Origin of the sequence: Paracoccus maritimus, from assembly GCF_025195095.1 — a bacterium.
GTDB lineage: Bacteria > Pseudomonadota > Alphaproteobacteria > Rhodobacterales > Rhodobacteraceae > Paracoccus > Paracoccus maritimus.
The window spans coordinates 49,711-72,526 of sequence record NZ_JANAVZ010000004.1; the positions used below are offsets into that span (position 1 = coordinate 49,711).

Annotated in this window: 27 protein-coding genes; 5 read left to right on the forward strand and 22 right to left on the reverse strand. The window is 68.5% G+C overall.

Annotated elements, in window-relative coordinates; genetic code table 11:
- Positions 1–6 precede the first annotated feature (6 nt).
- Complete coding sequence (gene brxL / locus MU516_RS07915) at positions 7–2,118, forward strand: BREX system Lon protease-like protein BrxL (protein ID WP_260276666.1); 2,112 nt, start codon at positions 7–9, stop codon at positions 2,116–2,118.
- Between the two features lie 25 nt (positions 2,119–2,143).
- On the forward strand, positions 2,144–3,088 hold the full coding sequence (locus tag MU516_RS07920; RefSeq protein ID WP_260276667.1) for a GIY-YIG nuclease family protein: 945 nt from the start codon (positions 2,144–2,146) through the stop codon (positions 3,086–3,088).
- 49 nt (positions 3,089–3,137) lie between these two features.
- Here MU516_RS07920 and MU516_RS07925 read toward each other — a convergent pair whose 3' ends face one another.
- The 12 genes from MU516_RS07925 to MU516_RS07980 all read right to left on the reverse strand — a co-directional run bounded on the left by MU516_RS07925 (position 3,138) and on the right by MU516_RS07980 (position 14,383).
- Positions 3,138–4,214, reverse strand: a complete 1,077-nt coding sequence (locus tag MU516_RS07925) for a DUF2793 domain-containing protein (RefSeq protein ID WP_260276668.1) — start codon at positions 4,212–4,214, stop codon at positions 3,138–3,140.
- Positions 4,215–4,224: 10 nt separating this feature from the next.
- The gene (locus MU516_RS07930; RefSeq protein WP_260276669.1) at positions 4,225–8,190 is read right to left on the reverse strand and encodes a baseplate multidomain protein megatron; all 3,966 of its coding nucleotides are present in this window, start codon (positions 8,188–8,190) and stop codon (positions 4,225–4,227) included.
- A gap of 9 nt (positions 8,191–8,199) precedes the next feature.
- The gene (locus MU516_RS07935) at positions 8,200–8,646 is read right to left on the reverse strand and encodes an NlpC/P60 family protein (RefSeq protein ID WP_260276670.1); all 447 of its coding nucleotides are present in this window, start codon (positions 8,644–8,646) and stop codon (positions 8,200–8,202) included.
- Entirely contained in the window at positions 8,643–9,527 is an 885-nt protein-coding gene (locus MU516_RS07940) for a DUF2163 domain-containing protein (RefSeq protein WP_260276671.1), read from the reverse strand. The genes MU516_RS07935 and MU516_RS07940 overlap by 4 nt, the downstream gene beginning before the upstream one ends.
- Entirely contained in the window at positions 9,524–9,667 is a 144-nt protein-coding gene (locus MU516_RS07945) for a hypothetical protein (protein WP_260276672.1), read from the reverse strand. Before MU516_RS07945 ends, MU516_RS07940 begins: the two co-directional genes overlap by 4 nt.
- A complete protein-coding gene (locus MU516_RS07950; RefSeq protein WP_260276673.1) occupies positions 9,654–9,884 on the reverse strand; it encodes a hypothetical protein in 231 nt (76 codons plus the stop codon). The genes MU516_RS07945 and MU516_RS07950 overlap by 14 nt, the downstream gene beginning before the upstream one ends.
- Positions 9,885–9,970: 86 nt before the next feature.
- On the reverse strand, positions 9,971–10,201 hold the full coding sequence (locus tag MU516_RS07955) for a hypothetical protein (RefSeq protein WP_260276674.1): 231 nt from the start codon (positions 10,199–10,201) through the stop codon (positions 9,971–9,973).
- Positions 10,202–10,204: 3 nt separating this feature from the next.
- The gene (locus MU516_RS07960; RefSeq protein ID WP_260276675.1) at positions 10,205–10,864 is read right to left on the reverse strand and encodes a lysozyme; all 660 of its coding nucleotides are present in this window, start codon (positions 10,862–10,864) and stop codon (positions 10,205–10,207) included.
- A 4-nt stretch (positions 10,865–10,868) separates the two neighbouring features.
- Complete coding sequence (locus MU516_RS07965) at positions 10,869–11,000, reverse strand: hypothetical protein (protein ID WP_260276676.1); 132 nt, start codon at positions 10,998–11,000, stop codon at positions 10,869–10,871.
- Positions 10,993–11,343, reverse strand: a complete 351-nt coding sequence (locus MU516_RS07970; RefSeq protein ID WP_260276677.1) for a hypothetical protein — start codon at positions 11,341–11,343, stop codon at positions 10,993–10,995. Before MU516_RS07970 ends, MU516_RS07965 begins: the two co-directional genes overlap by 8 nt.
- Positions 11,340–11,966, reverse strand: a complete 627-nt coding sequence (locus MU516_RS07975; protein ID WP_260276678.1) for a DUF2460 domain-containing protein — start codon at positions 11,964–11,966, stop codon at positions 11,340–11,342. Before MU516_RS07975 ends, MU516_RS07970 begins: the two co-directional genes overlap by 4 nt.
- Positions 11,966–14,383, reverse strand: a complete 2,418-nt coding sequence (locus MU516_RS07980) for a phage tail tape measure C-terminal domain-containing protein (protein ID WP_260276679.1) — start codon at positions 14,381–14,383, stop codon at positions 11,966–11,968. The genes MU516_RS07975 and MU516_RS07980 overlap by 1 nt, the downstream gene beginning before the upstream one ends.
- A gap of 70 nt (positions 14,384–14,453) precedes the next feature.
- Here MU516_RS07980 and MU516_RS07985 point away from each other — a divergent pair, with 70 nt between their 5' ends.
- Together MU516_RS07985 and MU516_RS07990 are read left to right on the forward strand one after the other, a co-directional pair.
- Positions 14,454–14,666, forward strand: a complete 213-nt coding sequence (locus MU516_RS07985; protein ID WP_036179405.1) for an AbrB/MazE/SpoVT family DNA-binding domain-containing protein — start codon at positions 14,454–14,456, stop codon at positions 14,664–14,666.
- Positions 14,666–15,046: a type II toxin-antitoxin system VapC family toxin gene (locus MU516_RS07990; protein WP_036720047.1), complete on the forward strand. Its 381-nt coding sequence runs from the start codon at positions 14,666–14,668 to the stop codon at positions 15,044–15,046. Before MU516_RS07985 ends, MU516_RS07990 begins: the two co-directional genes overlap by 1 nt.
- Here MU516_RS07990 and MU516_RS07995 read toward each other — a convergent pair.
- The 4 genes from MU516_RS07995 to MU516_RS08010 all read right to left on the reverse strand — a co-directional run bounded on the left by MU516_RS07995 (position 15,036) and on the right by MU516_RS08010 (position 17,118).
- The gene (locus MU516_RS07995) at positions 15,036–15,209 is read right to left on the reverse strand and encodes a DUF7697 family protein (protein WP_260276680.1); all 174 of its coding nucleotides are present in this window, start codon (positions 15,207–15,209) and stop codon (positions 15,036–15,038) included. The genes MU516_RS07990 and MU516_RS07995 overlap by 11 nt on opposite strands.
- 68 nt (positions 15,210–15,277) lie before the next feature.
- Positions 15,278–15,733, reverse strand: coding sequence for a hypothetical protein (locus MU516_RS08000; protein WP_260276681.1), 456 nt, complete (start codon positions 15,731–15,733; stop codon positions 15,278–15,280).
- On the reverse strand, positions 15,733–16,674 hold the full coding sequence (locus MU516_RS08005; RefSeq protein ID WP_260276682.1) for a phage tail tube protein: 942 nt from the start codon (positions 16,672–16,674) through the stop codon (positions 15,733–15,735). The genes MU516_RS08000 and MU516_RS08005 overlap by 1 nt, the downstream gene beginning before the upstream one ends.
- A gap of 24 nt (positions 16,675–16,698) precedes the next feature.
- Positions 16,699–17,118, reverse strand: coding sequence for an acyl-CoA transferase (locus MU516_RS08010; protein WP_260276683.1), 420 nt, complete (start codon positions 17,116–17,118; stop codon positions 16,699–16,701).
- 239 nt (positions 17,119–17,357) lie between these two features.
- Between MU516_RS08010 and MU516_RS08015 the strand changes: the two genes are divergently transcribed.
- Positions 17,358–17,603, forward strand: a complete 246-nt coding sequence (locus tag MU516_RS08015; protein ID WP_260276684.1) for a hypothetical protein — start codon at positions 17,358–17,360, stop codon at positions 17,601–17,603.
- A gap of 50 nt (positions 17,604–17,653) precedes the next feature.
- Here the strand turns inward: MU516_RS08015 and MU516_RS08020 are convergent, their stop codons facing one another.
- The 6 genes from MU516_RS08020 to MU516_RS08045 form a co-directional block, all read right to left on the reverse strand.
- Positions 17,654–18,286: a DUF6441 family protein gene (locus tag MU516_RS08020; RefSeq protein WP_260276685.1), complete on the reverse strand. Its 633-nt coding sequence runs from the start codon at positions 18,284–18,286 to the stop codon at positions 17,654–17,656.
- A gap of 5 nt (positions 18,287–18,291) precedes the next feature.
- Complete coding sequence (locus tag MU516_RS08025; protein WP_260276686.1) at positions 18,292–18,603, reverse strand: head-tail joining protein; 312 nt, start codon at positions 18,601–18,603, stop codon at positions 18,292–18,294.
- Positions 18,603–18,938, reverse strand: a complete 336-nt coding sequence (locus tag MU516_RS08030) for a DUF2190 family protein (RefSeq protein WP_260276687.1) — start codon at positions 18,936–18,938, stop codon at positions 18,603–18,605. The genes MU516_RS08025 and MU516_RS08030 overlap by 1 nt, the downstream gene beginning before the upstream one ends.
- A 78-nt stretch (positions 18,939–19,016) precedes the next feature.
- Positions 19,017–21,071, reverse strand: a complete 2,055-nt coding sequence (locus MU516_RS08035; protein ID WP_260276688.1) for a prohead protease/major capsid protein fusion protein — start codon at positions 21,069–21,071, stop codon at positions 19,017–19,019.
- Between the two features lie 5 nt (positions 21,072–21,076).
- Positions 21,077–22,606, reverse strand: coding sequence for a phage portal protein (locus tag MU516_RS08040; RefSeq protein ID WP_260276689.1), 1,530 nt, complete (start codon positions 22,604–22,606; stop codon positions 21,077–21,079).
- The gene (locus tag MU516_RS08045) at positions 22,606–22,815 is read right to left on the reverse strand and encodes a phage head-tail joining protein (protein WP_260276690.1); all 210 of its coding nucleotides are present in this window, start codon (positions 22,813–22,815) and stop codon (positions 22,606–22,608) included. Before MU516_RS08045 ends, MU516_RS08040 begins: the two co-directional genes overlap by 1 nt.
- Position 22,816 lies beyond the last annotated feature (1 nt).

Sequence of the window (22,816 nt, forward strand, 5' to 3'; positions counted from 1 at the left end):
CTGCGGATGAGTGACCTCGACGACAAGATCAACGAGCATTTCGCGGGCTTCGTTGTCCGAAAGGACCTGGTGAAGGCGGTCAAGGGCAACGCCATCGTGCCGACCTATGTGTTGGAATATCTGCTCGGCCAATACTGCGCCACCGATGACGAGGCCTCGATTCAGACCGGCATCGAGACCGTGAAGGAGATCCTGCACCGGCACTACGTGCACCGCAACGAGGCGGGTCTGATCCGGTCGAACATCCGCGAGAAGGGGCGCGGTAAGGTCATAGACAAGGTGTCGGTCGCGCTTAACGAGAAAACTGACTCCTATGAGGCCAGTTTTGCCAACCTTGGGATCAAGAAGGTCCTGGTGGACAGCGACACAGTCAAGAAGAACCAGAAGATGCTCGTTTCCGGGGTCTGGTCGATCGCGGACCTAGAATACGATCACAAGGAGGAGGCGAATTCGGTCCCCTGGGTTCTCGCGGGGCTTAAGCCGATCCAGATGTCCAGCTTCGACTTCGACGCGTACTTGGCCGGGCGGGCAAAGTTCACGACGGAGGAGTGGATTGACCTCCTGATCCAGACGATCGGGTTCAACCCGGACGCGTTCGGCCGGCGCAGCAAGCTCCTCCAGCTGCTGCGGTTGATCCCCTATGTGGAGCGGAACTACAACCTGATCGAGCTTGGCCCAAAAGGGACTGGCAAATCGCACATCTTCTCCGAGTTCTCCCCGCACGGGATCCTGATCTCTGGTGGCGAGGTAACCGTCCCTAAGCTGTTCGTGAGCAACGCGAGCGGGAAGATCGGTCTCGTCGGCTACTGGGACACGATCGCCTTCGACGAGTTCGCCGGCCGGCAGAAGAAGGTCGACAAGGCGCTCGTCGACATCATGAAGAATTACCTGGCGAACAAGTCCTTCTCGCGCGGTGTCGAGACGCTCGGGGCGGAAGCGTCGATGGCCTTCATCGGGAACACCAAGCATTCCGTCGCGTACATGCTCAAGCATACGGACCTCTTCGAGGAGCTGCCTGAGAAGTATTACGATAGCGCCTTCATCGATCGCCTCCACGCCTACCTGCCTGGCTGGGAGATCGACGTCATCCGGGGAGAGATGTTCGCGACCGGCTACGGCTTCATCGTGGACTACCTAGCGGAAGTGCTGCGCCACCTGCGCGGGCAGGACCGGTCCTTGGACTACCGGGACCTGTTCACGCTGGACGCTTCCATCTCGACCCGAGACCGGGACGGGGTGCAGAAGACCTTCTCCGGCCTGATGAAGCTCCTCTTCCCGGACGGGGGCGCTACCCCGGAGGAAATCCGGGAGCTATTGACCCTCGCGATGGAGGGGCGAAAACGCGTCAAAGACCAGTTGATGCGGATCGACAGCACCTACCCGGAGGTCGAGTTCAACTTCGCCGACAAGACGGGTCGAGTGACGAAGGTGCAGACCCTCGAGGAGCGTGAGCACCCGCGCTGGTATCACCGCCGGAACGTCGAGGAGGTGGGCGAGGCGGCAATCGAGCCGGACTCGCCCCACTTAGATTCGGGCGCGCCCGTTTCCGCGCCGGTCCGGGACGCCCCGGAGGGACGCGATCTGCATCCGCCGGCGGTGCCGGACGTCCCGCGCGGACCCGCGCCCGGTCACGTCACCTTCGTGGAGAACCAGAAGGGGGTGAGCTTCGACGCGCTTCTCGGCCCATGGCTCGACGGGGCGGCGGTGATCACGCTCACGGACCCCTACATTCGGGTCTATCACCAGATGCGCAACCTAATGGAACTTCTCGAAGTCGTGGCGTTGCGCAAGCCAGACGGGGAGGACGTCCAGTTCCAGCTCATCACCGCTCCGGACCCGGACGACATCGAGCGGCAGACGGGATATCTTGAGCAGATCCGGGACGGGATCGCACCCTTGGGCGTGGAGTTTAGCTGGGCCTTTGACGGGACGAGCACAATCCACGCCCGGCACCTCGTGACAGACACTGGCTGGAAGATCCTGCTCGATCGGGGACTCGACGTATTCCAGCGGGCAGACCTGAACAACGGGTTTAGCCCGGCCAACAGGCATCAACGCTTCCGGCAAGTGAAGGCTTTTGAGGTGACCTACCTGCGAGAGGGAGCGGCGGCCCTGTGATCGTATTTGCTTTTCAACGGCTTTGATGAAACCGCGCTCGATTAATATCTTCCTGCTCGACGGCGATCCGAACGGCATTCGGGTGGCGCAGATCTCGATGTCGACGATCCAGGCGATTGCCTTCCGGCGCAACCAGCTTCGGCGGGTTCGTGAAGCTTTCCCCGAGATTGAACGGCCAGGCGTCTACATCCTGATCGGCGCCGACGAAGACGCGCAGGACCGGCAGCTTGCGTATATTGGCGAGTCCGAAGGCGTCGGTGCTCGCCTGTCGTATCACAATTCGAATGAAGCTGGTCGCGATGCCAAGGGCTTCTGGACCGATACGGTGGTTCTGATCAGCAAGGACGAGAACCTGACAAAAAGCCACGCTCGCTATGTCGAGGCCTGCCTTATCCGGGGCGTTGGCAGCAATCCTCGCTGGACCTTGCCAAATTCGCGCACGCCCTCCGACGATGCCGGTAAGCTGCCACTGCCGGATCGAGCCGCAATGGACGAGTTCGTGGACCAGACGAAAACGCTGGTTGGAGCCCTCGGCTGGGATCTCTTCCGCGAAATCCGCGGTCGAGCGCCGGAGCAGATCGCGGAGCGGGAGCTGGCAAGAGCTGACCTCCCCGAAAGCCCTCGGTTTTTCTTCCGTGGTGACGGCTTCGCCGCAGAGATGGAGATCGGGCCCTCCGGAGATTTCGTGGTCACAGCAGGATCGAGGGCAAGGGTCCGGACGACGCGGACGATACCGAGAGGCACGGTCACGCTTAGAAACACCCTCGTCGAGAAGGGCGTTCTCCGAGAGGAAGGCGATTTTCTCGTCTTCACAAGCGCCTATAGTTTCACATCTGCCTCTGCTGCGGCAGCGGCCGTGATCGGCGCGAGCGCCAATGGCCGGATCCTCTGGAAGCTCCCGGATGGGCGCAACTACGCGGACTGGGAGGCAAACCAAGATGCGAGGGAAGCCTCGTCCAGCCGACTTTGAACATTGTGTCTGCTCCGGGCAACCGTGCTGTCAGCAGCTTTGCCGGAGGTCAGCCGACCTTGCAGCCCCAGAAGGACGTGTGATCGGCGGCGAAGTAGCCGTCCGCGACCCGGAAATACCCCTGCAGCTCGACGGTATCGCCCGCGGTGAGCGGGACCATGGTCTGCAGCCAGATCGCAGTGGCGAGCGAGACATGGGTGGCGGAGATTTCGCCGAGGGAGCCGCGGATTTCGGTCGTGCCGTTCAGCACGAGGCGCGCGCGCATGCGGGCCGTGGCGCTGGCGTTGATCTTGTAGAGCAGCGTCGCGCCGAAAAGGTAGGTGCCGTCCACGGGGGCGATGAAGTGGTTGTTCGCGGCGTCGAAGGCCCCCTGATCGTTGGTGTCCGTGTTGTTGAGGCCGATCTTCGTCCAGGTTCCGACGCCGACGTAGTTGTCGTAGTTGGTGTACGCCTTGAACCGCGGCAGCCGAGGCTGGTCGACGATGCCCGTGGCGTTGTCGACGCTCAGCCCGTCGAAGAAGGTGCTGCCGTCGGCCGAGACCGCGAGGCGGAAGCGGTCGGAGCCGAAGAGCCCCACCAGCGCCTTGGTCACGAAGCCGGTCTGCAGCGTCAGGCCGAGATCGTCGCCAGCGGCCTCCTTGTTCATGGTGTAGAACAGATCGCCGGTGCCACCCTCGGCGACGGTCTTCGCGGTCCAGAGTGCCGCGTTCAGCTTGGCCGAGAACGGGTTCGACGCATCCGCCGTCGTGCCGACACCCAGCAGCGCCATGTTCTGCAGCGCCGTGGGCGTGGTGCCGACCCAGTCCGCGCCGTCATAGACCAGCAGCAGGCCCTCGTCCTCGACCCATGCCCGCCACCCGCTCCGCGGCGGCAGACGCAGCCACGCGCCGTCGGTCCAGAGCGCGACGTTCAGGTCCCAGCCCGCCCAGTCGCCCGTCGCGCCCGAGCCGACGATGTAGCGGTCGCCATCGGCGGGAGAACCGGGCGGTGCCGTCAGATCCCGGTCGAGGACGGAGAGCTGGACGAGCCCGTCGAGGATCCGCAGCGCCTCGTTGTGCGTGACGTGCTTCTGGGCCTGCGCCGCGAGGATGTAGGGCAGCAGGAGATGGGTCGTGGCGTCGGACATGGGATGGCCTTCAGAGTATCAGCGTGACGGTTTTCGGCGCGCCCCGCCCGACGAGGGCGGAGAGCTGGAAGATGCGGACGGTGAGGCTGTCGCCGGGACCGAGCGGCGCGCCCCAATCGGCGGTCTGGTGGGCGGCAGTGTAGACGGCGCTGGTGGTGGCCGTGCTCAGGACGCGCTTCACCGTGGCGCCGTCGAGGATCCCGACTTCGTAGGCTTCCAGTTCCTCGGCCAGCGGCACCTCAAGCCCGCCCCAGTTGTCTGCCGCGAGCGCGCGGGACCGGCGGGTCCAGAGGATTGTCAGATCGCCGGGCGTGCGCGGCTTCCGCCATGGCTGCTCGACATGGGCGACAGAGAAGGGCCGCAGTCCGACGCCTTCGGGCGTGAAGGCCTGCGCCAAATAGGTCTCGTCGCTGACCGGGCGGCTGGCCGGGCCGATGCGCCAGTTCCACGGCAATCCGAGATCGGCCTCGGCGATCGGCAGCGTGGCGAGGCTGAGGTCGAGCACAACGACGCGGGCGCCTGCAGGCGCCGGGTTGCCCATGGCGCCCTCGGTGCCGCGCTGACCCCGCAGCAAGCGGGTCAGCCGATACCGGCTGGGCGCCAGCAGCTCCGCCGCCCCCGCCTGCACGATCTCCCAGACCCCCGGCGCGGATTCCACCGCCATCGCATTGGCGCCGCCGAACAGCGTCAGGTCCGTGACGCTCTCCAGCGTGCCAGTCAGCAGGTCGAGGACCAGCGAATTGCCGAGGTCGAAGCGCGACGTCGGGCCCGCGTAGAGGTCAGAGACCAGCGTCCCGATCCGGGCCCGCGTGCCGAAGCTGGTCAGCAGATCAAACCCATCGGTCGCGGGGCTGCGGAACACCGCCATCTCGCCGGGCCATGGTAAGGCGTGTGCCGCGACCAGAGGTCGATGCGCGGGCTGGTCCTCGGTCAGCTGCGGCAGGTCCATCAGCACCGCATCGGGCGCGCCGAACACGACCGCCCGCGTCAGCGACGCCGCGCGGAGATCGCCGGGCGGCAGGTCGTAGGTCGCGCGATCCTGGCGGACCGCCTCGATGCCGCGCGCCTCGGCGTCGGCAATGGAGACGAGCCGAAGATCGACCAGCCGCCCGTCATGGGCGAGCCGGATCGCGTCGGCCGGATCGAGCGCGAGGCGCGAGGGTGGCAATCGGAACGCCGCCGTCTCGCGGCCCACCCACGCCTCCATCAGCGCGCGTCGGCAGCGGCGCTCGGCCTCCTCGGGCGGCACCGCAATCGGGAAGCTCTCGGAGGCGATCCGCGTCGTGTCCACCGTGATGCGTCGCGCCTCGACGAGGGCGGCGTCGTAATCCTCGTCGGCGCGTGCGACCTGCCACTTCAGCGCCTGCGGCAGTTCCGTCTCCTGGCCGCGCGTCAGCTCCAGCACGTCGCCGTCGCTGGCGGCCACAAGATCATCGGGCCCGAGGGTGGCGACGGAGGCCCGGCCGCGCATGACGAAGCGGATCACCCCCTCGGTCTCGACGGCGTCGAAGCCGAAATGCCGCGACAGCGTGGTGATCGAGGCGCGCGGGCTTTCCAGCGCGGTGATGGCGTAGCCCTCGACCGCGCCCCAGAGCCCAGTGACGTCGATGCGATCCTCGGGCAGCCCGGCGCGCAGGCAGAGGTGCCGGACGAGTGCGGCCAGCGACACCGACCCAAGCCGTCCGGTCAGCCAGTGGCCAAGCCGCCAGTTCGCGCCGTCCGTCCAGACGTCGGTCAGCGCCGGGAAGAACGGATAGGGCCGCGCGTCCCATGTCCAGGCGGCGCATTCGGGGACATGCACCATCCGGCCGCCGTAGACCGACGAGAGTGGGTTGTTCGCCGGGGTGCCCCACCAGAGATACGTCGCCTCGAGATAGGCGCGCTGGATCGCGTCATCGCGCCAGCCCCGCGAAAAATGCGGCGTGAAGCTTTCCGAGGACTTCGGATCGAAGAAGACGTTCGGCTGGTTGGTGCCCCGGTCGATGGCCGGGCAGCCGAGTTCGGTGAACCAGATCGGCTTGGACTGCGGCACCCATGCCGACGGCGTTCCGCTCTCGACCCCGCCCGGGCGATTGTAATGCGGGTTCGACCACCAGGCGCGCAGATCCTTGAAACGGAAGACCCACGGCTTGCTGGCGGCACCGTCGGTGATCGGGGTACGGACCTGCGCGGATCGGTCAGCCGCGCTGGCATAGAACCAGTCGAAGCCTTCGCCGCCTGCGATGTTCCCCTGCAGGTAGGCGCGGTCGTAGATCGCGGGCCAGCCGTCCTGCGCATCGGCATGTTCGAAGCCGTCGCGCCAGTCCGACAGCGGCATGTAGTTGTCGATTCCGACGAAATCGATCTCCGGATCGGCCCAGAGCGGATCAAGGTGGAAGAACACATCGCCCGAGCCATCGCCTGGCTGGTGCCCGAAATACTCGCTCCAGTCCGCCGCGTATCCGATCTTGGTGCCGGCACCGAGGATAGAGCGGACATCCGCGAGCAGGTCCCGATAGGCCTGGACCGCCGGATAGGTGGCCGCGCCCGAGCGGATCGTCGTCAGCCCCGGCATCTCGGTCCCGATGAGGAACGCATCGACCCCGCCCGCCGCGGCGCAGAGATGGGCATAGTGCAGCACCATCCGCCGCAGACCCCAGTCGCCCGCAGGCCCGATCCAGGAAACCGTCTGACCCGAGACGCTGAAGCTGGCGGGCGTGGCGGCGCCGAACAGCGCCGCGACCTGGCTTGCGGCCGTGGCGGTCTTGTCCACCGTCCCCGCGAACCCTGCCGCGGGGGAACAGGTGATCCGCCCCCGCCAAGGGAACGCGGGCTGGCCCGTCTCCGCGGCGTTGTCGGAATACGGGTTCGGCAGCGTGTTGCCGGGCGGCACGTCCATCAGGATGAAGGGATAGAAGGTGACCCGCAGCCCGCGCGCCTTCATCTCCTGGATCGCCTGCACCACCGCGAAGTCGGACGGCGTGCCGCCATAGACAGGGCGGTCCTGATCGTCACGGCTGACCAGGAAGGCGTTGGCGCGGCTGACGCCGTTGACCGACCAGCTGGCGGGCGTGGTCGACTTGGCCGACACCTCGACGCCGGGCCGCACCTTGCAGGATCCTGCGCGCAGGTCGTCGCCGAACCACGCCACGACGAGGCTGACGCTCTCGACCGCAGGGGCCATCGCCTGCAGCCGGTCGAGGGCCTCCACCATGTCGGTGGAGTCGGCCAGCGCGTTCAGGTTCTCAGGCACCGTCGCGCCGCCATCGGTCTTGCGGATGGCCTGCGTCGCGTAGGTGAACTCGCCCGAGGCGGGGATCATGGTGACGGCGCGGGTCAGCCCCTCGGCGGTGTCGGGGTCGGCCAGAGGCCGGAACACCTCGAAGGACAGCTGAGGCAGGCGGTTGCCATAGGTGGAAAGCGCCAGGTCCTCGAACACGACATAGGCGGTGCCCCGATAGGCGGGTGTGCTGGCCGCGCCCATCTTCGCGGCGATGAACGGATCGGCCGTCTGCGCCTCGTCGCCGGGATGCCAGCGCCAGGTGACGCCCGAGAGGTCCATCGGCTTGCCGTCGGCCCAGATGCGGCCGATGCCGGTGATCGGCCCCTCGCAGAGCGCGACGGCGAAGCTGGCGTAGTAGAGATACTCGGTCGTCTTGACCTTGCCGCCACCGCCGCCCTTGCCGCCGCCCTGCGTGGTGGTCTTCGTCTCCTCGCGGAAATCCGTCGCCCAGATGATGTTTCCGCCCATGCGCATTCGGCCATAGAGCCGAGGGATAACCGCCCCTTCGGTGGCCGAGGTGATGCGCAGCGTGTCGAGCCGCGCGCCCTCGATGCGCTGCGTGGGCGCCAGCGACGAGATGATCCAGCTGTCGACCACCGAGCCGATGCTGGAGCCGATGAAGCCGCCGATCGTCGCGGCGCTGACACCGAGGATCGCGCCGCCGATGCTGCCGCCAATGGCAGCGCCTGCGGCACCGAGGACAAGCGTTGCCATGGTCGGGTCTCAGCGTTGCGGGAACAGGAAGGCGAAGGCGATGCGCCGCCGCCAGGATTGCGTGAGCGGTTCCTCGATCACGCCGAGCCGCTCGTAGGCGTGGAGGAAGCTGTCGGGCGCGGTCAGGATCCCGACATGCTTGGCGATGGCGCGCGGTTTCACGCGGAACAGGACCAGCGCGCCGGGACCGGCCTCTACGGGAGGCACCTCGATCATCATCCGCCGCGCCCCGTCGGCCAGAACCTCGCGCGGGCCTGTCTCGCCCCAGTCGCGGCTGTAGGGCGGGATCGGGAACAACTCCGGCCCCACCACCTCGCGCCAGACGCCCCGCGCCAGCCCGAGGCAATCGCAACCGACGCCGCGGAGACTTGCCTGGTCGTGGTACGGCGTGCCGAGCCAGGAGCGTGCAATGGCGATGACGCGCGCGGGATCGGCCAATGCGAGGGGTTGCGTCACAGTACGCCTCCCTCGTGCCCACCGTCCTTGGTGGCGTAGCGGAGGACGGCGTCCTGGCCGGGGATGTGCGGGAAGCCGCGGAAGTTGGCGGTGTTGGCGAACTTCGCCCCGCAGGTCTCGATCCGCTTGTCGCAACCCGCACGGATGGTGAAGGCATCGCCCTCGGAGATCTCGCGCACCGGCGCTTCGAGGAGGGTCAGCACGGCGATCCCGTCCGTCACGTCATGGCCCAGCACTTCCGTCTGACGCCCCGCGTTCGCGCCGCTGGTCCATTCTATGGTCCCGAAGGTGAACCAGCCGGAGGCGAACCCGCCGAGACCAGAGGCGGTAAACGCCCGGTCACGCATAAGATCGATCACGGCGCCCGTGCCCTTGAAGGCCGGGTCCTCCAGATTGACGCCGCAGCGCGCGTCCCCGAGCGCGGCGTCGCAGGTCGCCTGGAAGGTCCGCCCAACCGTCTGGCCCAGCACATGCGCGAGCGAGCGTACCTCGGCGACGAACGCTAGCCGCCCGCGCCGGATCTGGCCGATGGCGCCCCGGCGCATCAGAACGCGCTGGCTCGTATCGGCCCAGTTCACCCGCCAGACCTCCACCTCGGCGTTGTCCCAGCGGCCGTCGAGGATGTCGGTCTCGGTGATCCGGTCCGAGGTCAGCACGCCTTCCGCGTCCTGCGCGTCGACGGACAGGTCCGAGCCCGAGCGGACCTCGGACGCCGTGAGCCCGCTCTCGGGCTCGAAGTCCGTGCCGTCGAAGCTCAGCGTCCGGTCGTGATCCGTGAAGCCGAAGGTCACGCCGTCGGCGCGGGCGATCCGCCAGCACCAGCCGAGCGTGGTCGTGCCCTCGTCGAGATGGGCTTGCAGCACGGGTGAGAGGGACTTCATCGGCAGGTTCCCGTCATGCGGTCGTCGAGATCGGCGATCCAGTCCGCCCATGCGGGCGGAACCGCGGCGACCGTCTCGGCGGGTGGTCGGGCAAGCCGCGCCTCGGCATAGGAGGCACAGCCCGCATCACCAGCGCCCATCGTTGCGGCGCAGCCGCTCAGCAGGATCGCCAGCACCGCGGCCATCGCGAACCGCGTCACGCCCCCGCTCGACACGCTTGTTCGTGTCTTCCATCGCATCGCGTTCCGCCTCCCGTTTGCCCGCGCGCTTCCCCTCCGCGCGGCCCCAGAGCCGGCCGAGCACCACGCCCCCGACCGCACCCAGAACCGCGACCAGCCAGATCAGGAATTCAGCCATCGTCCCGCTCCCCGCGCGCGGCGGCGACGCAGAGAGCGACGACGAAGACACCGAGGCAGCCGCCCACGATCAGACCCGCGAGGAACTCAAGCATCGCGGCGGAACCCGCGCTCGATCCGGTCGCGCAGGCCGATCAGGCCCAGACCGAGGAACATCAGCCCCGCGGGCGACGCGTCGCCCGAGCCGGCAAGCAGCGCGACGAGGCGAGACAGTTCGGCGAACGGACCGGTCGCGGGCAGCGCGAGGGAGGCGATGCCCGTGAGCATGGCGAGAAGTCCCGCCCACCAGGTGAGCGAGTTGGGTCGGACGTAGCGCATGAGTCAGGCCCTCCGGATCAGCGTGGAGAAGAAGGTGGCCAGCCGAACGAGCCAGCCGGACGGCGCGTCGGGCGCAGGATCGAGGACCGGTGGCCTCGGCAGCGGCGACCGCCGTAGCAGCTCCAGCGCCTCATCCTCGGTCAGTCGGCGGATCGGCCGCGAGAAGTCCACGCGGCCCGTGCGATCCACGGACCAAACCGGGATGGTTCCGCCGGGATAGCGGCCATGGCGGAACAGGTCGCGCTCGGCTTCGCGGCGGGGGATGATCGAGGCCGGTCGCCGCCAGTTCAGAAACGCGTCGGCAGCCGCAACGCGATTTCCGGCATTGAGGTGCCGGGTCAGCGCGGCGCGGGCGATGCCGCCGGTGTTGTAGTGGAAGCTGACCAGCGCATCGAACTCGTGCGGCGCCAATGGCACCTTCACGGTGCGCAAGACGGCGGCTTCGTAAGCAGCCAGGTCGGCCCGAAAGACCCGGAACGCCTCCCGGATCCCGGCATCGAGATCGGCGGGCATGCCGCGCGGCATGGTGGCCGGATCGGGCGACCCGGCCGCGGCCGTGTGGCCGATGCCGAAGGTCCAGACCTGTTTCACATCGAGATAGGGCCCGGGCACGAGTCCTTCGTGCCGGACGAGGGCCAGCAGGCCCCGGTCGGTCATGTGCATGGGATTACCGGAGAAGCGAGAGGATCAGGATCAGTGCCGCGACGGCGAGGCCGATGCGCAGACGATGGGCGAAGGCCGCTCTTGGGTCGGCCGGATCGCAGCGGAGGGAGCGCGCGAGGCGGAGAAGTTCATTCATCGCCGTCGCCCTGCTTGGCGCGGCGCAGCCGGGCGAGCAGCATCTCGATGAAGGCCGGCCCGAAGACGCCCACGAGATAGGCGGCGGACCCCGCCGCCCCGCCTGCGGGGATCGCCTCGGGCGGCAGGCTGAGCCAGGCGGTGATCACGGCCATGGAGAGGCTGCCCATCCCGGCCGCAATCAGCCCGCCGAGCAGGATATGCCGGAGAGCATCGCGCAGATGCATCTTCGTTGTCAGCGCGTTCGTGGCCCCGCCAAGCGCGCCCCAGGCAGCGAGGATCACGGCGGTCGAGGCCGCGAGCTCGCGCAGCACGGCCGCGACAAAGCTGCCGGTGTCGTTCATCGGCGGATCTCCAGAAGCGGAATGGAGGTGATCGAGCCGAGCCGCTCGAGGTCGAGCGTCACGTCGAGCACGTCGGTGTCGAAGCGGACCGGCACGTCGAACTCGAACCCCGAGGTGACGGCGACGCCCTCGGCGGGCGCGGCGCTGAAGGTGACGATGCCGGTGGCGGTGTCGACCGACCAGCCGGAGGGCTGCTCGACCCCGGCGAGCGCGATGCGCGCAGTTCCGGTCACCGGCTTGGCGATGGCGCGCGTCCAGGATTGCGCACCCGAGGCGTAGCGCTTCACCAGCTGGAAGGCGGTGGTCGCGCCGTCGCCGGTGCCGATCGACTGATCGGTGGGCGATGGCGTGCCCGACGGCAGGCAGGACTTGTGGTCGCCCCAGTCCTTGAACCGGAAGCTATGCAGGCGACCGTTCCGCGCTTCGAAGAAGGCCACCACCGCCGCCAGATCGTCGGCGCGGCGGATGCCGTAGGCGACATCGTAGCGGCGGCGCGAATTGGCCCAGCTGGCGTTCCTCTCCTCGTCGCCAGAGGCGAGCTCGACGATCTGGGTGCGCCGCTCCGGCCCGCCCCGCGCGCCGCGACTGATGTTGTCGGGAAACCGGACCTCGTGAAACGCCATCACATGCCCCTCCGCCCGAGCGAGACCGCACGGGCGATGTCTGCCGCGACCTGCGTGCGGGACTGCCGGAAGCTCTCGGCGTCACGCGCCATGATGGTGACGTTGACGCCGCCGCCCCCGCCGTAGCTCTGCGCCTCGCGCCGCGACAGCACGCGTTCCCCGCGTTGCAGGATCGCGGGCACCTCGTCGTGGCGGAGGCCCGCCATGCCGCCGCCATGCATCCGGGGCGCGGCGGCGAAGGCCATGGCCGGAACCAAGCGCGAGGGCCCCGCGGACCCCACCATCCCGCCCGCATGCAGGACGTCGGCGAAGATGCCGCCCGCCCCGGCAAACACGCCGGAGAGCGCATTGGCGATCGGCCCGAGGATGAACCGCCGCGCCGCGAGCTGGGCGAGATCGGCCAGCAGCGAGGTGACCAGGTCGCGGAAGTTCAGCTTGCCGGTCTTCACGAACTGGCCCACCGCGTTCTCGGCCGACTGGAAGGCGCCGACGAGGCTCTGGCCGATATCGCCGCCGATGTCGCGGGCCTTGCTGGAGTAGTCCGACAGCGCCGCAGTGACCGCCTGCCACCCGGTGACGGCGGCCTCGGTCGCGGGCTCCGCCGCAGCGGCGGCAGCTCCGGCCGCTGCGCCTGCACCCGTGGCGGCGCGTCCGGCATCGCCGAGCGCCGTCTCCAGCCGCTCGGCAGCACCCGTGGCCTCGGTCAGCGCATCGGCACTGGCCTCGTCGGTACCGCGCACGGCATCGCGAAGCGCCTGCCAACTTTCAAGCGGCGCGCGAGCCCCTTCGGCCAGATCGCGCGCGGCGCCCCGATAGAGGTTGGCGGACTCGAGCGCCCGGTTTGCCGCCTCGGCCAGGCCGAGATCGGGCGCGGTCAGCGGGTTGTCCTCGAAGGCCCGGTCGAACGCCGCCTGCGCCGCCGTGGTGGCGGCACTGGCCGCGCCCGCGAAGCGGTTCTCGATCTCGCCGAGGTCGAGGTCGGGCACCAGCGAGATGCGCCGCTCCGATCCGAGCGCTTCCAGCCCCTGGTTGATGCCGCCGATGAAGCCGTTGATGCGCGAGACCACCCCGTTCAGCATCGCCTCGACGCCATCGACCAGGCTGTTTGCGGCCTGGAACGCCAGATCGCCGATGGCGGCGGGCAGCAGGCCCCAGATCGCCTTGATCGCCTCATAGGCGCCCTCAAACGTGTTCGCGGCCGTGTTGCCGAAAGCCACCATGCTCTCGATGGCGCTCTGCATGCCCGACGCGGCGTCCGCCTTCAGGTCGAAGAACATCGCCGTGGCGGCAGCACCGGCCGCAGCAGCGCCCATGCGGATCCGCTCCCAGACCTCGACGGCGAGGTCCTTCAGGAGCGACATCGCCTCGCCGAAGCCGCCCGCGCCGGACACGAGCCGGGTAAACTGGTAGACGAGCTCGCCCGCGCCGACGATCAGCGCGCCGATACCGGTGCGGATCAGCGCGCCGCGCAGGACGACCAGCGCCGTGGCAAGACCCCGGACCGAGAGCGCCGCGGCGGCCATGCCGGCGACCCAGCGTCCCGCGAGGAAGGTGGCGAAGGTGGCAGCGTAGGTCGTCAGGCGGCCGATGTTGTCGAAAAGCCCACGGATCGCGATGCCGAGCGGCCCCGTGCGGCTGGCGACCGCCGCCATGGCATCCGCGACGGCTTCCAGCGCAGGCGCTGCGGCGACGGCAAGCTGGTTCGAGAGCCCGCGCCAGATCAGCCCGAGGCGCGAGATCGCGTCGTTCGTCCGCTCGATCTGGTCGGCATCCTGCTCCGAGACCACGACCCCGAAAGCGAGCACGTCCTCGGTCGCCTGGCGCAGCGTCGCCGTGTCGATCCGGCTCATGGCGATGGAGCCTTCCTCGCCGAAGAGTTGACCTGCGACGGCCGCGCGCTCGGCCGCAGGCACGAAGCTCTCGATGGCGGCGTTGATCGCGCCGACGCGCTGGTCCAGCGGCAGCGCGATCAGGTCGGTGGCGGATAGGCCCAGCCGGTCGAGCGCGTCGGCGGCAGGACCGGTCCCGGCGGCCGCCTGGCTGAGACGGCGCGTCAGATCCTTGGTCGCCTGCTCGATCCCGGACATGGACACGCCCGCAAGCTCTCCCGCACGCTCCAGCGTCTGGATCGAGGCGACGGTGGTGCCGAGCGACTGCGCGAGCTTGGCCTGCGCATCGACCGTCTGCAGCCCGGAGCGGATCATCGCCACGCCAGCGGCGGCCGCAGCCGCCACGGCGGCAGCGGCGGCCACGCGCACCCGGCGCGAGAAAGCCGCGAGCCGGGCGTTTGCCGCCTCCATTTCCCGGCTCAGCCGTCCGAAGCCGCGCGATCCGGCTTCGCCCACACCTTCCAGTTCGGCGCGCACCTGCCGTCCGCCCACGGCCGCGAGGCGGACGGACACTCGCTTTTCAGCCATCGGTCAGAGTCCTTGCTTTCGCCGCATCGGCGTCTTACGTTTCCGCCATCGATCAAGTGAGGGTATGACCATGGCCGAGACCGCGACCCTGTCCTCGAAGTTCCAGATCTCGATCCCTAAGGCGATCCGCGCAGCGCAGCACTGGGAGGCCGGGCTGACCTTTGCCTTCATCCCGAAAGGCACGGGCGTCCTGCTGGTCCCGGTGCCCAAGCGGGAGGCGCTGAAGGGGCTCGCGCGCGGCGCGTCCGCCACCGATTATCGCGACCGGACGGATCGGTTCTGATGATCCTCGTCGACACGTCGGCGTGGATCGAGTGGCTCATCGGCTCGCCGACCGGCGAGAAGCTGTCCGAACATCTGCCCGAACAGGCCGAGTGGCTCGTACCGACCATGGTCCAGCTCGAGCTGGCGAAATGGCTGACACGCGAGGTCGGCGAGGACAAAGCCGATCAGGTCATCGCCTTCACGCAGGTCTGCCATGTGGTGCCGCTCGACACCGAGATCGCGCTGGCGGCGGCGGAGGCGTGCCGGGAGCACAAGCTCGCGACTGCCGACGCAATCATCTTCGCAACCGCCCGCGCACAGGGCGCGACGCTCCTGACCTGCGACGCGCATTTCGAGGGACTGCCCGGCGTCACGCTGATCGAGAAGATCAAGGCCTGACCCCCGGGCCACCATTCGCGCTCAGCTCCTCGTTCAGCTTCCGGACCATCACCGCTTCGATGACGGGCAGCAGTTCGGCCATGGCCAGTGGCGAGACCCCGAGCGCGTCACCGAGCGCCAGCGCCGCTGACATGTCCCAGCCGATCACCGCGCCGGGCAGCACACGAAGTTGGCCGCCGAGACGGCCGACCAGGTCCCAGACCTGCCAACCCTCCGGCGTTTCCGGACGGTTCAGCCGCGCCGGGCAGTCCGGGCAGGCTTGCGCGCTGGCTCCGCAGGGTTCGCAACCCTCGCAGTAGCGGTCGCCCCCGCCGAAGGACCATTCGGCGAGAGCGCGGAGGCGTTTTTTTCCTGCTCCAGCAGCAGACCCTTCGAGACGTAGGTCAGCTGGAATGCCTCGAAGATCGGCCAGACGTCGAGCAGGGCGTCGATGGAATCGGGGCTGGGATCGATCGGCTTCCCGTCGGCGTCGCCTATGCCCTCCCAGGCGAGCACGGCCCGCCGCGCCAGTGCTTTCGCGAAAGCCACGGCGCGTTCCTCGTCCGAGGCCTCATCGGGCACAGCCTCGACGGCGGGATCACTGCGGGTCGCCACCATCAGCGCGGTGGTCAGCGGGCGGAGCTGCACCCGGACGCCGGGCGCAAGGTCATGCCATCGCGGCGCGTTGGTCAGGTCGAGCGTCAGCATCAATAGGTCTCCACATCGTTCACGAGGGTGGCGGTGCACATCCGGCCGACGACGCTGTCGCGGGCGGCCTGCCAGTCGAAGGTGGCCTGGACGCCCTGCGGCCCGGAGATCTCGATGCGCGGGCGCGGCAGGTAGACGGCGTGCACCGTGAAGGTGAAGCTCTCGCCCGAGGGCAGGACATAGGCGAATTCCATCTCGCAGGCCTCGCCGTTGATCGCCTGCGTCACCAGCGTCTGGTCGGCGAAGCGCACCTCGATCCGGCCGGTGAGCGCGGCGATGGACGGGTCCGCCCCGTCGATGCGCCCGTCCGAGCGGATGGTCTCGATCCGGTCGAGGTTGTTGGCATAGGTGATCTCCGCGGAGACCACGTTCCCGAGCGCCGTGCCGTTGCGCGTGATCGACCCGTTGAAATGCCCGAAGCGCTTCAGCTCGAGCGCCGCCGGTGTTCCGGCGCCGGTGGTCGTGCCCACCGTCTCGCCCTGCGCCACCAACCGCGCAGTGGCGGTCAGCAGGCCCGAGCGCTGCATCTGCCAGGTGATCTGGTCGAGCACGCAGCCGGAATACATCGCGTAGCGCGGCACCTCCGGCATGCCGGTCTCGATCGACATCGAGGGAAGCGTCCAGGACCCGGACTGGAACTCGTGGCTGTACGGCGCCTCCGCGCCCGTGGTCGTCGGCGCGCCGAAGGCCGCCTTCAGCCAGAAGCCGAAGGCCTCGGCGTCGAGCGGCACCACGACATCGCCATCGGCGGTCACCGCATCCTTGATCGGCGTCAACGGATCGCGGCCATAGCCCAGCAGTTCGGAGTTCAGCAGCGGCTGCTCTGCCCCCAGCGAGGTGCTGGCGAAGGGCATGCGGGTGAAGCCGCTCGCGGGCGGCGTTCCATAGGTCGTCTCGAACGCAAGCGCCATCAGCGCCCGCGCCCCCTGGGCTCGTGCCATGTTCGTCTCCTATCGTGAGAGAAGTCAGCCGAGCGGGTCGGCCGTTGAATAGTGCAGAACCACCGGGATCACGGCCGCCTTCAGGGTGGCCGCGCCCTCGACAGGCAGATCGACGGGCTGCGGCGCCTCGGCCTCCACCCAGTCGCAGAGCCCGCCCATCGTGCGGTCCGCGGCGAGTACTGCGCCGATGTTGGCGGTCAGCGTGTCAAAGACGGCGTTACGGTCGGCGCCCTGAACGACCGCCTCGATCTCGGCCCGGTGCTGGTAGTGATAGCGTAGTGGCGACAACGTCACTTCGGGCTCCCCGGGCTCGCCGTCGCGCAGGATCAGCAGGCCCTCGGCTGGCACGCGCTCGGGCAGCATATCGCCGCGCAGGGCGGTGGCAGGCAGCGCCGAGAGCCGCTCGTGCAGCGCGGCGAGGATGGTTTCGCGGGGGGTGGGCATTTCCTGTCCTCATTCAGGCCAAGACGGCAATAAGTCTGAGTTTCTTTTCCATCAGCGAGTTCCGCTGCTAGTCTTGTTCAGACGCTTCCCGAATCTGGAGCCTAATCATGTATTTCCTTGCCCGATCCGCGACCCGTGTTTTCGCACTGTGCTTGGGAGCGATGCCTCTCGCAGTTCTAGCCGCCCCCCCTGAATGGCTACCGGCTGGCATCACACTGCCAGAGCCGCACGCCGTGCTGATGGACCAGAAGATCGGCTCGAATACCCATCTACTCCAGATTGTTGTCGAGACGGACCCGACGCCCATGTTCGCTGATTGGCAATCAGCGCTTGTGGCCGCCGGCCATGATGTCAACGACAGCATGATGTTCGACGGTCGGCTGCTTTTTTCGAGCTCCGAGGTAGAATCCGGCCAGATTGCCGTTCAATCGTTGGATGAGGCAGAGTTCATGATCCAGATCGACATGACCATGGTACCTGACTGAACAATGGCTGGATGCCAGTTGATCAGGTGATCCTCATCCGGATCTGTTGGTCAGCCAAGCCGCTTATCTACCCACTTCTCCACGATCAGCCCCGGCACACTGTCCAACGCCCGGTCCGCATCCCGTGCGAGATCCAGCCGCTTCGGCAACTTGACCTGCGGCACCAGCAGGAAGATCGGCGCGGTGACCTTTCCGCGCCCGGTCTTCGAGCGCGACACCACCGCCTGACCCTTCGTGTTCAGCCGTCCCTCCGCCACCAGCAGGCTTGGACCCGTCCGTCGATAGACGAACCGCAGGCGCAGCCCGCGTCGTCGTTCCCATTCGCCGGGGGTGATGCGGCCGCCGCGCAGGGATTTGCCTGCGGCGGGCAGCGGGATCGCCAGCCAGAACCCGTTTTTCGAGCGGATCAGCGGGCCGGTGTCATGCGAGCCGACGATGACGGGGGCCTTGGACCAGACCAGCGCCGCCGCGTCCATGCTCTCGCCTGATCTCGGGAAGTTCTGGCTCCGGATCGAGTTGGCCAGCCGCGGGCCGAGCCCCGCGCCGGTGATCTGCAACCGCCACGCCGTCTTCAGCCCGGTCCCGGCCTCGCGCATGGCGGCCGTCACCGCACGTTCGCCCGCCGCGACCTCGGCCGCCATCATCGCGACGATGTCGGGATCGATGTCGAGCTTCAGTTTCATTGCGGTCATGCCGGGCGCAGATCGACGGTCCAGACCAGCCGCTCGCGGTCGCGGACCGGCTCGCCCTGGATGAGGAAGGCCTCGCCATCGATCTCGATGCGGTCGCCGGGGCGCGGGTTCGCCACCTCGGCCACGCGCAGGTCGATCCGGGTGGTCTCCGACCAGAGCCGCGCATCGCCGAAGTCGGTGACCGTGTCAGCGCGCCGGGCGACGACGCGCACCAGCACGGGCGCGCCGCCGTCGGCGATGTAGACCGCGTCCCAACCGATGTTGGGATCGGCGAAGAGCGCACCCACGGCGGCGGCGAAGGCGCTCATCAGAACGTCGCGTTCAGGCGCACCCGGCCGATAGTGTCGCCCGCGCCGCTCGCCACCGCCTCGACGGCCACGCCGATCAGGGTGTTGTCGGTCGCGACCGTGGTGCAGCGCTTGTTGGTGTCGTCCCAATAGACCTTGGCGCCGACGGTCCAGGCCTGCGAGCCGACCTTGGTGATGTCGAAGACGCCGACGAGTGCGGTCTCGACGGGCTCGCCGAGGGCGGCCGCGCCAGCGGCGACGCCGAATATGGAGGCGACGAGCAGGCCATCGCCGGAGGCGACGGCATAGGGCGCGGTCAGGGTGATGGTGTTGCCGGGCTGGACGTAGTTTTTCATGGGGGTGATCCTCGTGGAAAGACGAAGGGCGGCCCTTGAGGACCGCCCGTGTGTCAGGGTTCAGCATGGGGTGCGGGGTTACGCGCCCGGATTCTTGTAGAGGCCGCGCCAGTCGATGGCCTTGGCGCCGAAGTCGAGGCGGCACTTGATCTCGACGCCGTCGACGTCGAAGCCGTTGCGCGTCTCGATGTAGGCGCCCTGCTGACCCTCGAGATAGGCGTACTCGATGGTGTCGATCTGGTTCGGGCTGGCGGCCAGATACCAGGCGGTCTCGCTGGCGGCGTCGAGCCGTGGCTCGCTGATCGGCGCGAGCGTGCGGATCGATTGCGGCACGACGCTGGACGTCGCGGCGGGCACCAGGTTCTGCGCGACCAGCTGCTCGGCCTTCAGCTCCAGCGAGGCGGGCACGATCAGGAAGGCGGGGCGGACGTTCAGCACCGTCTTCTTGTCGAGGCCCGTCTGCTTGGCCATAGCGGCGCGGGCCGCACCGACGCTGCCGACATCGAGCGCCGTGCCGGTGCCTGCGAGGTTCTTGTGGGTGGTGTGGAACAGCGCGTTGCCGTCGGCCATCGCCGGGTTGGCGGTGATGATCCCCCAGACCACGTCCGACTCCAGCTGGGCGATGGAGTTGCCGTACATCGCCGGGATCCGGGTGAAGGCGTCCAGATCGTCATTGATCAGCGTCTGGCGGGTGATCGCAACCACCCGGCCATAGGTCTTGACCTTGTAGCTCTCCTTGCTCTCGCCGAGCGTACCGCGCTTGAACTCGCCGCTCTCGCCGACTTCCAGCAGCTGCGGCGCCTCGCCGAGCTGCACGCGGTGCATCGCCTTGAAGTCGGTCGCCAGCACCTGGCGGCAGAACAGCATGAAGGTGCGGGGATAGGCCTCGTAGGCCTGCCGCAGGGTCTTGTTGGTGACGGCCGACAGGATCTCGGGGAAGTCCGAGGTCGAGTGCAGCGCCCGCGTCGCCACCTCGTCGCGCGACAGGCCGCGCGTGTTCACCCCGGCATTGCCGAGGCTTTCGCGGGCAAGTTCCAGCAGCGTCATGCCGCGATACTGGCGTGCGGCGTCCTCCAGCTGGAACAGCGTCGGGCTGTAGCGGTGCAGCAGCGCGTTCGCCACCGCGTCGCGGCGGGTGATGCGCTCGTCGCGGCCGCCGAGAGGGACGGAGACATGCGGGAAGGTCCGGGTCTCGTCCGATTTCGCGGCGACCTGATCAAGGATGAGGCGGCGGGACTCGTCGACGCTGACGCCGCGTTTCACCAGATCCTCGGCGAAGCCGCGCTCGAGGTTCAGGCGGCCCGCGAGATCGTAGATGGTGGAGACGCGGTCGCGCTCGGCCTCGCGGGCGCGGGTGGCGACCGCTTCGGTGTCGGGCGCCGGCGTTGCCTGCGTCTTCGGCTGCGCGCGCGTCTCGCTGGCTGCGACCTTCGGGTCGGGCGCAGCCGCATTCGGCTCGGTCATGGTGGTGTCCTCGGTTTCGACCGGCTCGGTCGGCTGGGTGGTGGCGGGGGTTGCGGCGTCGCGCGCCGGGGTCTGGGTCTTGTCCGTCATCGGGGATGCTCCTTGCGGTGTGGGGGCGTCCCGGCGGTGGAGGACGCAGTCGTGAAGGGGATGCTGGGCGCGGAAGCCCGCTGCCGGGTCTGCTCCGACGGCGACGGCGGAAACCTCGAACGGCGTCCAGTCCACCGCGCGCCAGAGCTCGCGGGCGGCCTCGGGCTTCGAGACCTCGAAGCGGTGGACCTGGTAGCCGATGGAGACCGCGCGGATGTGCCCGGCCTGAATGTCGCGCCAGATCGGCTCGACATCGGCGCGCTCGCTGATCCGCACCAGGGCGATACCGCGGCCGTTCTCGATCCGCGCCGAGCCTGGCACGACCGAGCCGATCACCGCGTCTAGCGTGTCGAGCTCGTGCACCTTCAGGAACGGCGCGCCCGCGTTCAGCCGGTCGAGCCGCACATGGGCGGGGTCGAGGCTCAGCTCCTCGTCGTAGGGCTCGCCGAAAAAGGTGGCACGGCGGACGCGGGCCCCGGCCGACCAGACCACCTCGACGGTGCGGCTGTCGGCATCAGCCGTGTTCGGCGCAAGCTCCGCCGACCGGCGCATGGCCGGCAGTTCGATCATCGTGTCCATGAAGGTCAGTCCTGTTGGTCGGCCTGCGCCGGGTCATTGTCCGCGTCGGCGGCCGGTTCGTCGTTCGCCGGATCGCTAATCTGCGCGCTGCCGGTCTTGGTCACCCGCCGCGGATCGCTGTCGAGCACCAGCCCCAGCGCATCGAGCTTCGCGTTGGTCGCGGCGATCTCGGCCAGCACGGCGTCCGGGTTGCGGCCCTGCCGGGCGATCACCTCGGCCAGCGTCATGGTGCCGGAGCGGATCGACAGCAGGTTCGCCATCGCGTCCTTCTGCGGATCGACCGCCTCGAACTTCGGCGGCGACCATTCGACCGGCACGATCGGCGACGGGATCTGCCCCGCCGCCCATGCGGCTTCCGTGAACCAGCGCCAGACCGGGGCGCAGAACATCGGAATGAACAGCTGCCACTGCACGGCGTCGATCTGGCGGCGGAACTCCACGAGCCCCGCCCGGATCGAGGAATAGTTGACCTGGCTGAGATCGCCGGTGAGCAGCTCGTAGGGCACGCGGAACCCGGCCGAGATCGTGTGCAGGCTCGCCCGCTTGTATTCGCCATAGCCGCCGGTGGCCGACGGCTGGTTGAAGCGGATGTCCTTGCCGCCACGGGCATAGGCGATCAGCCCCGGCTCGAACTGCTCCACCCGGTTGCCGTCGGCATCGACCACGGAGGGTGCGATGCCCTGCTGCGCCTCGTCGTCGCCGAACACGATGGCGGTGACGCAGGCCTCGGTCTTCTTGCGGACCAGTTCGGCCACCTCGTAATCGTCGAGATCGCGCAAGCTGCGGATCACCGGCGCGCCCCAGGGAACGCCGCGCGCCTGCGTGCGCTGCTTCTCGTAGACATGGGCGATCTCGGTCGCCGGGACCGGGCGGCTCTGCAACCCGTTCTGCAAGGCGCCATAGGCGTCGCCCGGATGCTCCGCGTGCAGCCAGTAAGCCCGGCGCTTGCCGACCGGGTCGAACTCAATCCCCTGGACGAGGCGACCTGCGCCGAGGGCGCCGGACTTGGTGGCGTCGAGAAAATCGGCCTCGAGCACCTGCAGTTGCAGCGGCACCGGAAGACCGTCGCTCACGCGCCGCATACGGCGGCGCACCAGCACCTCGCCCGCCTCGACCATCTCGCGGCAGATCAGCGTCTGCAGACCGTAGAAGTCGAGCTGACCGTCGGCATCGCAGTCGGCTGTCCAGCGTTCGAACAGCGCATCGACCTTGCGGTCCAGCGCCTCCTCGCCGCTGGCGGCGCGCGGCATGATGCCCGCCCCGATGATGTTGTTCACCAGAACCGCCACCGCCTTGGCCGCATGCGGATTGTTGCGCACCAGATCGCGCATCCGGTCGCGCAGAAGCGCCCCGGCGACGCCGATCTCGGTGTCGGCGGAGGACCCCGGCGCGCGCCAGCCCTCGGTCCTCCGCCCACGCGCGGCCCCGTCATAGCCACGCGTCAAGGTCTCGAAGGCCTGACGGGCCAGCACGCGCCTGGCGGCGGCCCGAGGGGCGACGGAGGCAATGGCCCTATCGAACCAGTTGGCCGACATCACCGATCCCCGCGCGAGAAGCCCGCCAGCCCCGCCATCGGCAGCGGCCGGGTGGCCCCCGCGATGGCGCGCTCGATGGTGCGGATGCGGGCGAGCAGATCCTCGGCCGAGCCGTAGTCCACCGACTTGCCGTCATAGCTGACACGGGTCGTGCCGCTGGCATAGGCCCTGCGCAGCGCCGAGAGCTCGGTTTCCGTCCAGTCGGTCATC

What these genes read in the sequence shown, in the direction of transcription:
- MU516_RS07940 (WP_260276671.1), bottom strand. Translation starts at nt 9,527, where the DNA reads ATGAAGTCCCTCTCACCCGTGCTGCAAGCCCATCTCGACGAGGGCACG.
- MU516_RS08010 (WP_260276683.1), bottom strand. Translation starts at nt 17,118, where the DNA reads ATGCCCACCCCCCGCGAAACCATCCTCGCCGCGCTGCACGAGCGGCTC.
- MU516_RS07955 (WP_260276674.1), bottom strand. Translation starts at nt 10,201, where the DNA reads ATGCGCTACGTCCGACCCAACTCGCTCACCTGGTGGGCGGGACTTCTC.
- MU516_RS07975 (WP_260276678.1), bottom strand. Translation starts at nt 11,966, where the DNA reads ATGGCGTTTCACGAGGTCCGGTTTCCCGACAACATCAGTCGCGGCGCG.
- MU516_RS07945 (WP_260276672.1), bottom strand. Translation starts at nt 9,667, where the DNA reads ATGGGCGCTGGTGATGCGGGCTGTGCCTCCTATGCCGAGGCGCGGCTT.
- MU516_RS07980 (WP_260276679.1), bottom strand. Translation starts at nt 14,383, where the DNA reads ATGGCTGAAAAGCGAGTGTCCGTCCGCCTCGCGGCCGTGGGCGGACGG.
- MU516_RS08035 (WP_260276688.1), bottom strand. Translation starts at nt 21,071, where the DNA reads ATGGACACGATGATCGAACTGCCGGCCATGCGCCGGTCGGCGGAGCTT.
- MU516_RS07960 (WP_260276675.1), bottom strand. Translation starts at nt 10,864, where the DNA reads ATGCACATGACCGACCGGGGCCTGCTGGCCCTCGTCCGGCACGAAGGA.
- MU516_RS07930 (WP_260276669.1), bottom strand. Translation starts at nt 8,190, where the DNA reads ATGGCAACGCTTGTCCTCGGTGCCGCAGGCGCTGCCATTGGCGGCAGC.
- MU516_RS08045 (WP_260276690.1), bottom strand. Translation starts at nt 22,815, where the DNA reads ATGACCGACTGGACGGAAACCGAGCTCTCGGCGCTGCGCAGGGCCTAT.
- MU516_RS08015 (WP_260276684.1), top strand. Translation starts at nt 17,358, where the DNA reads ATGGACCAGAAGATCGGCTCGAATACCCATCTACTCCAGATTGTTGTC.
- MU516_RS07965 (WP_260276676.1), bottom strand. Translation starts at nt 11,000, where the DNA reads ATGAATGAACTTCTCCGCCTCGCGCGCTCCCTCCGCTGCGATCCGGCC.
- MU516_RS08040 (WP_260276689.1), bottom strand. Translation starts at nt 22,606, where the DNA reads ATGTCGGCCAACTGGTTCGATAGGGCCATTGCCTCCGTCGCCCCTCGG.
- MU516_RS08020 (WP_260276685.1), bottom strand. Translation starts at nt 18,286, where the DNA reads ATGAAACTGAAGCTCGACATCGATCCCGACATCGTCGCGATGATGGCG.
- MU516_RS07920 (WP_260276667.1), top strand. Translation starts at nt 2,144, where the DNA reads ATGAAACCGCGCTCGATTAATATCTTCCTGCTCGACGGCGATCCGAAC.
- MU516_RS08030 (WP_260276687.1), bottom strand. Translation starts at nt 18,938, where the DNA reads ATGAAAAACTACGTCCAGCCCGGCAACACCATCACCCTGACCGCGCCC.
- MU516_RS08025 (WP_260276686.1), bottom strand. Translation starts at nt 18,603, where the DNA reads ATGAGCGCCTTCGCCGCCGCCGTGGGTGCGCTCTTCGCCGATCCCAAC.
- MU516_RS07970 (WP_260276677.1), bottom strand. Translation starts at nt 11,343, where the DNA reads ATGAACGACACCGGCAGCTTTGTCGCGGCCGTGCTGCGCGAGCTCGCG.
- MU516_RS07985 (WP_036179405.1), top strand. Translation starts at nt 14,454, where the DNA reads ATGGCCGAGACCGCGACCCTGTCCTCGAAGTTCCAGATCTCGATCCCT.
- MU516_RS08000 (WP_260276681.1), bottom strand. Translation starts at nt 15,733, where the DNA reads ATGCTGACGCTCGACCTGACCAACGCGCCGCGATGGCATGACCTTGCG.
- brxL (WP_260276666.1), top strand. Translation starts at nt 7, where the DNA reads ATGAGTGACCTCGACGACAAGATCAACGAGCATTTCGCGGGCTTCGTT.
- MU516_RS07990 (WP_036720047.1), top strand. Translation starts at nt 14,666, where the DNA reads ATGATCCTCGTCGACACGTCGGCGTGGATCGAGTGGCTCATCGGCTCG.
- MU516_RS07950 (WP_260276673.1), bottom strand. Translation starts at nt 9,884, where the DNA reads ATGGCTGAATTCCTGATCTGGCTGGTCGCGGTTCTGGGTGCGGTCGGG.
- MU516_RS07925 (WP_260276668.1), bottom strand. Translation starts at nt 4,214, where the DNA reads ATGTCCGACGCCACGACCCATCTCCTGCTGCCCTACATCCTCGCGGCG.
- MU516_RS08005 (WP_260276682.1), bottom strand. Translation starts at nt 16,674, where the DNA reads ATGGCACGAGCCCAGGGGGCGCGGGCGCTGATGGCGCTTGCGTTCGAG.